At 69.3% G+C, this 8,682-nt stretch carries 8 protein-coding genes and 1 pseudogene; 3 read left to right on the plus strand and 6 right to left on the minus strand.

Annotated elements, in window-relative coordinates; translation table 11 throughout:
* Nucleotides 1–47: 47 nt before the first annotated feature.
* Nucleotides 48–757, plus strand: a pseudogene (locus WA762_RS26530) (IS5 family transposase); the annotation flags it as partial.
* Here the strand turns inward: WA762_RS26530 and WA762_RS26535 are convergent.
* The 6 genes from WA762_RS26535 to WA762_RS26560 form a co-directional block, all read right to left on the minus strand.
* Nucleotides 745–1,860, minus strand: a complete 1,116-nt coding sequence (locus tag WA762_RS26535; RefSeq protein ID WP_335938941.1) for a 2,5-dihydroxypyridine 5,6-dioxygenase NicX family protein — start codon at nt 1,858–1,860, stop codon at nt 745–747. The pseudogene WA762_RS26530 and the gene WA762_RS26535 sit on opposite strands and share 13 nt — an antisense overlap.
* The gene (locus WA762_RS26540; protein WP_335938942.1) at nt 1,857–3,038 is read right to left on the minus strand and encodes a CynX/NimT family MFS transporter; all 1,182 of its coding nucleotides are present in this window, start codon (nt 3,036–3,038) and stop codon (nt 1,857–1,859) included. Before WA762_RS26540 ends, WA762_RS26535 begins: the two co-directional genes overlap by 4 nt.
* A 71-nt stretch (nt 3,039–3,109) precedes the next feature.
* Entirely contained in the window at nt 3,110–3,835 is a 726-nt protein-coding gene (locus tag WA762_RS26545) for a FadR/GntR family transcriptional regulator (protein WP_335938944.1), read from the minus strand.
* Between the two features lie 335 nt (nt 3,836–4,170).
* On the minus strand, nt 4,171–4,305 hold the full coding sequence (locus WA762_RS26550; protein WP_335938945.1) for a hypothetical protein: 135 nt from the start codon (nt 4,303–4,305) through the stop codon (nt 4,171–4,173).
* A gap of 287 nt (nt 4,306–4,592) precedes the next feature.
* Nucleotides 4,593–5,231 carry a PASTA domain-containing protein gene (locus tag WA762_RS26555; protein WP_335938947.1) on the minus strand — a complete coding sequence of 213 codons (639 nt, stop codon included), beginning with the start codon at nt 5,229–5,231 and terminating at the stop codon, nt 4,593–4,595.
* A 166-nt stretch (nt 5,232–5,397) separates the two neighbouring features.
* The gene (locus WA762_RS26560) at nt 5,398–6,141 is read right to left on the minus strand and encodes a DUF3592 domain-containing protein (protein WP_335938949.1); all 744 of its coding nucleotides are present in this window, start codon (nt 6,139–6,141) and stop codon (nt 5,398–5,400) included.
* Between the two features lie 771 nt (nt 6,142–6,912).
* Here WA762_RS26560 and WA762_RS26565 point away from each other — a divergent pair.
* Both WA762_RS26565 and WA762_RS26570 read left to right on the plus strand, forming a co-directional pair.
* Complete coding sequence (locus WA762_RS26565; RefSeq protein WP_335938951.1) at nt 6,913–7,266, plus strand: PadR family transcriptional regulator; 354 nt, start codon at nt 6,913–6,915, stop codon at nt 7,264–7,266.
* A gap of 53 nt (nt 7,267–7,319) precedes the next feature.
* Nucleotides 7,320–7,928, plus strand: coding sequence for an HAAS signaling domain-containing protein (locus tag WA762_RS26570; protein ID WP_335938952.1), 609 nt, complete (start codon nt 7,320–7,322; stop codon nt 7,926–7,928).
* Nucleotides 7,929–8,682 lie beyond the last annotated feature (754 nt).

Consider the following 8,682-nt stretch of genomic DNA (forward strand, 5'->3'; position numbering starts at 1 on the left):
AGCGGCCGTAGGCCGGCGGCGGGTTCGCGCCGCACGATGCGCACGCGTGGGCCACACTGCACACGCGTTTTCGCGGGTGGCGGCGGGCGGGACGTTCGACCGGATGCTGCGGGCCGCTCAGGCGAAGGCGGACGCGGCGGGCGACATCATGTGGCTGGTGTCGGTCGATTCCACCGCCGTCCGGGCTCACCAGCACGCGGCCGGGACCCGAAAAGGAGGCTCCGAGACCCGGCCCTCGGCCGGTCCAGAGGCGGTCTGACCAGCGAGATCCACCTGGCCCGCGACGGGCGGGGCCGACCGCTCGCCTTCGTCGTCACGGGCGGTGACGCCAACGACTGCACCCGGTTCACCGCCGTGATGGAAGCGATCCGGGTGCCCGGACCGGACCGGACCGGGACGATCCCGCGTCCGGCCCGATCACGTCCTTGGCGACAGGGGCTGCAGCTCAAAAGCGATCCGCACCCGGCTCCGCCGCCGCGGCGTCCCGCACACGATCCCCGAGCGGGCCGACCCGGCCCGCAACCGGGTCCGGCGCGGCAGCCGCGGAGGCCGCCCGCCGGCCTTCGACCGCGAGATCTACAAGCACCGCAACATCGTGGAACGGTGCTCCAACCGCTTGAAGCAGTGGCGTGGCATCGCCACCCGCTACGACAAAACCACCCAGTCCTACGAAGCCGCCGTCACCCTCGCCCCACGTCTGATGTGGACCTGGCATTTGACTGGCGGAACCTGGCCGCAGCCGGGTCAGCGGCTGTAGCGCGGCGGCAGGACGAGCCGCGGATTGGGATTGAGGAGGACTTCTGCGGGACCGAACTTCTGGGCGAGTTGGTGGATTTCCGGATCATCGAGGAGAAGCAGGTGACCGTTGTCGACGAAACACTCGCCGTCGAGGGTGATGGTGGGCGCATCGAACTGGCAGTCACAGTGCGCGTGTCCGGGGCCGTTGCGGTCGATCGTGCCCTGTGCGGTGAGGCCGTCGAGGCCGAAGTAGAAAGCTCCAGCGTGCTTCTCACGTTCGAACTGGGTGCCGCCTGCGGACCGTACCTTGGGGTTGAGGCCGATGAGAGCGTGGCGCATGTAGTAGCCGTTCGGTGCGTAGCGGCGCAGTTCGGCGGCAGCCGCGCTCCCTTCGATGGCGGTCACGCGGTTGCCGGCCAGCTGGAGAGTGATTCGCTCGGCGGGTACACCTGTGACCGTGGACTCCTCCATCACGACGACACCGTCGGTCTGGTCGGGGTAGAAGTTGGCGCCTCCGTAAGGAAAGGGCCGCCACATGCCGCTGGTGAGAGGGGTGCTCGGGTGACCGGGGGTGGTGAAGGCGCGGAAGGTCACGTCTGTCCCCAGGGTGGTGGTTACCCGTATTTCCTGGGCCGCAGTGATCCGGGCGTATGCCCTGGCCTCCAGCGCGAAGTACAGCTCAAGTGGGAACCGCGCCCCGGTGGCCAGCGCCGCAGCGGTCGCCGTCTGGTGCAGTGAGACGAACCGTGCCTTTTGCTTGGCGATCTCGTTGAAGAAAAGCTGGGTTGTGTGTACTTCGCCCCACCAGGTCAGCGAGATCACTACGTCGGCGGCGGCGTGTGCGGAGGCCGGCAGCGGTGAGGGCGTCGCGGCGTCCCACCCGCCGGCGCTGAACGGCGGCAGGGACAGTACGTGCACCTCGGCGTTGCGGTAGGCGGCCGCCGCCGCGATGGCCTGGATGACCACCGGATCGGTGCCGTGCTCGGCCAGGATCAGCACTTGCTCGCCCGCCGCGACTGCGGCGTATTCCAGCAGGTTGTAGACGCCGGGCATGAGTTCGCTGATCGACAGTGGTGCTGCCGTCGGTGTGTCGAGGTAGCTGAAGGGGGCAGTCATGGTCATGACAGACACTCTCCGGTGCGTGTAGGTGTGTGAGTTCGCGAGGTGGCTTGCAGACGCAGGTCACGGCCTGCGCCAAAGCCGACGACGGCCTGGATGAGAGTCAGCGCGACGAGCAGCAGGAGCGGCAGCGTCCATCCGTCGGTGAGGTCGTGCAAGGCGCCGAGGAGAAGCGGCCCTGCGGCGGCCACGAGGTATCCGACGGACTGGGCCATCGAGGCCAGGGCGGCAGCCTGTGATGCGTCCGCCGCACGCTGGCCCTGGAAGGTCAGGGCCAGGACCAGGCACGCTCCGCCTCCCAAGCCTGTGAGCACGCTGGATACGACGGCCCACTGGGGGGCTACCGCCAGCAGGGCGAAGCCCAGGGCGCCGATCGCCGACGCAGACGCTGCCAGGATCCGCTGGTCCTTCCACCTGCGAGCAAGGAGAGGGAGCGCACTGCTGGAGAGGAGGCCGATGATCTGGAAGAGGAACAACTGCCATCCGGCTGCGGCCTCCCCCACCCCGTGATCGTGCACGATGCTGGGCAGCCAGGCGATCGTGGTGTAGAAGCCGAGTGACTGCAGCCCCATGAAGCCGCTGACCTGCCATGCGAGGGAGGAACGCCAGGGGATGCGCTCTCGCGACGCGCGTGCTGGTGCCGGAGAGTCCGTACGCCGGTGCTGCGGCGCCCACACCACGAAGGCCAGCACGGCCAGCACGGCCCAGCAGCCCAGGGCGGTGCGCCATCCGCCGGGCAGATGGTCGGCCAGCGGGACCGACACCCCGGACGACACGGCGGCCAGCAGGCCCATCGCGGTGACATAGAGGCCGGTCACCTGGCCGATCCGGTCCTCTGGCACGGTGCTCTTGACGACCGAGGGCAGTAGTACGTTGCCGTAGGCGATCGCGGCTGCGACCACCACAGTGCCCGCCCACAGGAAGACCGCCCCGGGCAGGGAGCGCACCAACAGCCCGGCTGCCAGCACTGTCAGCGAGGCGCCCAGAGCCTGCGGTGCCCCGTAGCGGTGCGCGGTACGGCCGACCAACGGGGAGGTGGCGGCAAACGTCAGCAGCGGAAGAGTGCCGAGCAACCCGGCCCAGGTGCCGGACAGGCCGGTCGTTTTCTCGATGCTGGGAAGCAACGGCCCCACGCCGGTCAGTGCGGCGCGCAGGTTCCCCGCGACCAGCAGGACGCCCATCAGCAGCCACAGCGTGGACCGCCTGCCCGGCGCAGTCTGCCCCGCCTGGTACAGGGAGTGGTGGGAGTGGCTCACCCGCATGCCGACCGGTCCCGTTCCACCGCGCTGCCCTGCCCTGCGGTCAGCCGGGCGGTCACGCGCACCAACATGGACGCCGCATGGCGGGCGGCGACCACATCGCCCGCGCTGATCGCCTCGACGAGTGCGCTGTGCCAGCGATCGTGCTCGGCAGCAACGTCGTCATCCCATGGCAGCACCGTCAGGAGAGCTGACAGGGCGCTGCCCAGGTATTCGTACAGCTCCACGAGCAGCTCGTTGCCGCTGGCCTGGACGACTGCGAGGTGAAAGGCGACGTCGGCGACGGCGACCTGTGCCATCGATCCCGAGCGGTTGCTTTCGCGGGCCGCGGTGAGGAGTTCTCGCAGCCGAGCGGTGTCCGATTCCGATCGTCGTTCGGCGGCCAGTCCGGCGGCGTGCTCCTCCAGAACCGCCCGCAGTTCCAGGACGTCCGCCGGCGCCGTGGCCGCCGCCCTGCGCAGTAGAACCGCCTCCAGCTCACTGGTGACCCGGACGTAGGTACCATCCCCGACTCGCGCCTCCAGCAGGCCGAGATGGACAAGTGCTCGCAATGCTTCGCGAATGGTATTTCGGCTCACCTGGAGCGTTTCGGCCAGTTCCTGTTCGCCCGGGATCCGCGTCCCCACCGGCCACCGCCCGGACGCCAGCTGTTCCCGCAGCTGGTCAGCGACTTGCGCGGCCAGAGTCGACGCCCGGCGCGGCTGCCGCAGCCCCTCCATCAAAGACCTCCAAATGTTGGACATCTGAACATCTAGAGAGAAACATGAGACAGCGTCACCGCGCCAGCGCTATGTGATGCAGGCCACACGAATGTTCCCGAGTGTGCAGATCGCAGGCCTGTCGCCGCTTCGGAAAAATCGGCGATGCCCCCCGGGGGGACTGGGCGGTGCTCTCAAATAATCCCGAGCAGTGGATCGAGGTCGGGTTGTACGTCGCCATGAACTGTCCGATGTGGAGCGGGAGTTCGTCCGGCCACTGCTGCCGGTGTATGCAGTGTGGCCCGCGGGCCATGACGCCCGGGCATGTCCCGCCAGGCGACACCGGTGCGGAACTTTCACACGATCCCGTTCAGGACCCTGCGATCGTCCAGCCGCTTGCGCCCCCGCAGCGACTCGGGCGGCAACGGCCGGACGAACCCCCACTCGGCATCGGACAGCTCATGACGGTGCATCACGACACCGTGATTCACCAGCGGTGACCTTTTGAAGACACTGCCTGGCAGCCGTGCTGACCATCGTCGGGCTGATCGATGACGGACCACGACCTCATACACAGGTGAGCTGGATTCTGTGGGCACCCGGCGCCCTTCTGGTCGTCCGGGGAGCCGCACCCTTGCCAGGCGGTGCCTGAACCCCGGGGCTCTGACCGCGCCGCCCGGAGGGTTCAGGAGCCGCCCCGCCCCGCCCCGTTCCGTTCTGCCTCGCCCCGACCCGTTCCGTTCTGCCTCGCCCCGACCCGTTCCGTTCCGGAGGTTGGCTACGGGCAGGACTCCTCGAACTTGACCGCGGTGAACTCGACGGGCTGGCCATTGAGGGCGGCTCCGGCCTTCGGCGCCTGGGTGCAGACCTTCCAGTTGCTCTCCATCAGGACCATGCGGTCTCGGGCGGCATCCTTGACGGTGAGCGAAGTGCTTGAGTCGAGGGCCCCTCGTGCCGACTTGACGGACTTGCCGATGAAGTCGGGCATGGACTTCCCGGCCGGACCGGGCTCCCGCTGGTCCGTGGAAGGGCAGGATTCTGCGAGCTTCACCGCGCCGAAGTCGAGCTTGGTATCGACTGGGACGGTCTCTCCCGGGGCGTGGTTCTGGGAGCACACCTTCCAGTTGCGGTCGAACGCCTGCATCCGGCCACGACCGGCACTGTCGTGGGATCTCAGTGTGTAGAACCCGTCGGCCTGCGCCTTGTCCTGAGCGGACTGGAGGCCCATCCCGACGAAGTTCGGTACCTCCTTTCGCTCGACAGGCTTGTCGTCCTGTTTCGCTGGTGCCGTATGCGAGGCGGCGGCGGAAGGCGGTGCCGTGGCGGGCTGTTGCGGGGCAGTGGGGCCCGGTTCGCAGCCCATCAGGGTCACGGTGGCCAGACCGGCGAGCGCGGCAGTGGTGGTGCGGATGCGCACATTGCCCCCAAGGATGGTTCAGAAGGAATTGGTAGAATTCACCGTATCCGGACTTCCCAGCCTGGTGAGACACGCGTCGTCGGGCTCGGGGGCGCGCTCGTCGTCCGCGTTGCCGAGGTCGGAAACACGTCCCGGGGGCTCACCGGCCTGATCGAGAACGTCGAGTTCACTCGGCTCCTTCACCGCGTGTGTGCCCAAGGGATGACTTCGAGCCGAGTGACCGGTCGAGGGCGTCCTGCCTGCTTCCCGCCGCCCGGGACGCCGTCACGACCGCCATCAGCGTGAGCACTCCGAGCGCCGTCCCGACGACGGGTGGCGTGAGCCAGGGCCAGGGCGCCGTCGCATTCAGGAAGTCCAGGCGGTTGTAGGGGTCGACGTATACGCGGATGCGGTCACCGACGCGGGTGGACGCGCCGCAGGACTCCCTGTCGGTCAAGAACTTCGTGCGGCCGTTCGGAAGGCGGAGCGTGCAGTGGTACCTCTCACCCGTGCCTGTCGAACGCTCAATGTGGACGATCTTGGTGACCGTCGCGGACATCTCTTCACCGCGCCAGTTCAGCACGGCTTGACTGACACCCAACGACGCCACAAGCAGGAGGAACATCAGGCAGAGCGCCAGAGCCAGCGACCACATGCCCTCTCTCACGAACATGGGCGTGAACCCCACGACGATCGCCGCCAGGAACAGCGCCACCGCGACCAGCGGCCTGCTCTGCACCGTCATGATGAACGCCAACCCGCATCCCGCCACCACCAGCGCCGCGCCGAGGCCCAGCGCCGCCCCCACCATGCGCGGCCGGTGCGGCGCCCACAGGCCCACCCGCCGCGCAAGGCGCCTGGCACGCAACCTGCCCTCCGTCATGCTGCCCCTTCCCCACCAGAGCGTCAGCCCGTCGGCGTCGCACTGCACGTGATACTCATCCGTAGCCGATACCCGTGACACACCCCTCAAACCTGCGCCCCAGAACCTGGTGGCCCGAGTCGGAGTCCCACCGTCGACCGGGTGTGAGTCGCTCGGGTCCGAAGATTCCGCTGTTGTCGGCTACCGGTGTCCAGTGGGCCGTGCTGGAGCCGGCTTCCGGCACTGCCGGGCACACGGTTCTGACGGGTACATCCGGGAACCACACGTCACGACCCCGGTGACGAGCGGCAGTTGCCGGACGGCCCCTCGCAGGGCTTGACGGCCGCGAGCCGCGCGAGCAGCAGGACCAGCCGACAGGCGTCGCCGAGTCGGCCGGCGGTGAGGTGGCGGTGCGGCAGCCCCCTTCCCCTGTCGTGTCCGACGGTGGAGCCCGTCGCCGGTCTTGTGCGGCCGGGCAACGTTGGGCCGCGACACCGCCGCCGACCACATCGCGCCACGAAGCCGGCCCCGGCCCGACTGCCCAAGAAGTACCGGAACGTGACGACAGGCACTGGTCCGTACCGATTCCGGTGGCGGAGTGGGCTGCCCCCGCATGCCCGGGAGATTCCGAGGGAAGTCCTGGTCAACACCGGCTGCGGCCCGTGAGCTCTCCCGGTCTGAAGAGTGCGGTGGCTGTGGTTCGGGTCCTGCGCGCGGTCTTCGTGGGGGCCGGTTCGTCGAGCGCCCCGGGCTCGGCGCTGCCCGAGCTGCCTCAGGTGCCCTACCACTTCATCGGCGAGGGGTGGGCGGTCACGGCTGATGCCAGGTACCATGCATTGCATGGAACCTGACGTTGCAGTCAAGCATGCCGGGGGCAAAGCGGAGAGCCAGCTGCGCAAAGGCGTGCTCGAGTACTGCGTGCTCGCGCTCTTGCGGGACGGCCCGCTCTACGGGGTGGAGTTGCTGGAGGCGCTCGGCGCGGTGGATGTGATGACTACCAGCCAGGGCACCATCTATCCGCTGCTGTCGCGGCTGCGCCGCGAGAATCTCGTGGACACCTGTTGGCAGGAGTCGCCCAGTGGACCACCGCGCCGTTACTACGAGTTGACGGCTACGGGGCAGGCCGCTCTCGCCGAATTCGCCACTGTGTGGCCCCGTTTCCGTGACGGCGTCGACCACTTCATCGCCCCCTGACCGCCGAGTCGCCACCCGGCCCGCTGTTTTGCCGACCGAGAGGGAGAACCACCATGAAGACCGCACAGCATCCGCTGGTGAAGAACTACCTGGCCGCCGTGGCGCGCGAGACGGCCGGACTCGACGAGGAGAGCCGCAATGAGCTGATCGCCGATCTCGACGAACACATCACCGTGGCCCTGGCGAAGGAGGCCGACCCCGCCGACGAGTCGATCCGCGCGGTGCTCGCGCGTCTGGGAGATCCCCGCTCGATTGCGGCCAGCGCGCTGGGGGAGAGTCCCGCCGCCGCCCCCGTACGCCGCTGGTACACCGTCGTGCCCTTGGTGCTGCTGGCGCTCGCAGGGCTGGCCACGGTCACCGCACCCCTGGCGGGCGTCGCCCTGGCGATCGTGGCTGTCGTCGCACTGTGGGCGACCCCTCAGTGGCAGACCCGTGACAAGGTGATCGGCACGGCAGCCGCCCTGCTCGTGCCGGTCCTGCTCGCGCTGCTCGGCCTCCTGCTCGGCATCGGGGCCGCCACCGGTGGCGTCGCGGTGCGTGGGGGGACGATCCTCGCAGCGGTCATCACCCCCCTGGCCATCACTTCGGTGGCCTGCGTGTACCTGTTCCGTGCCGGGCGGCGCCCCGCCTGCCCCCGGCCTCAAGGAGCAGGCCGCCCGTAGGGGGAGCCGCCGCGAGCCGACCCGGCAAGGGCCGACCGGCTGGGGGTGGTCGCGCCCATGCGGCGGGGCGAACGGGCTGGTGAGCGCGATGACTTCGGGGGTGGCCGATCGGTTTTGATCCGTACCTCGTCAGGTGCGTGGGGGCACCCAGCGGTCCTCGCCCTGGGGGCGAGTCGGCGGTTCCACCGTTGCCGAAGCGGTGGGCTGCCGACCTGGTTGGCGAAGCGAGTGATCAGGCCCTCTGCGCAGAATTCCGCAGATGATCTCCATCGGCGCCGTCCGACTCGCCGCGTCCGCCCCTCGGATATGACCCGAGTCCGGCCACAGCGGGCCAGACGCGGTGAGGGGCGGCGTGCAGCCGCAGCAGCACGCCGAAGCACCGGGCCGGCGCCGGCTGCTCCGGCCGGTCGCCCGACGCCATCGCCTCCCGCCAGGTCGCGCCAGTGGCCGTTCCCATCACCAGGAACGGCCACGGCCAGGCATTCGCGCCGGGCCGCATTCGGAGGGAGCCGCTGCGAGGGCCGGACCGCCGCGACCCCGCCTTCTGGATCACTCGGAAGGGGCTTGTCGCGGAACGGCTGTGGCCCGACGTGCAGGAGAGCCACCTGGTCCGCCTGCCGACGCCTTCGCATCGTCGACCGTCCAGTCGATGGCCGGCGGAGCGGTAAGTGCAGGCCCGAAAGCGGCGCGGCGTCCGTGTATGGGCGCGGGAGGCCCAGGCGGCGGCGATGAGTAGTCGCGCGGGGCGGCCAGC

Origin of the sequence: Streptomyces tyrfis, from assembly GCF_037034285.1 — a bacterium.
In the GTDB taxonomy this organism is placed as follows: domain Bacteria; phylum Actinomycetota; class Actinomycetes; order Streptomycetales; family Streptomycetaceae; genus Streptomyces.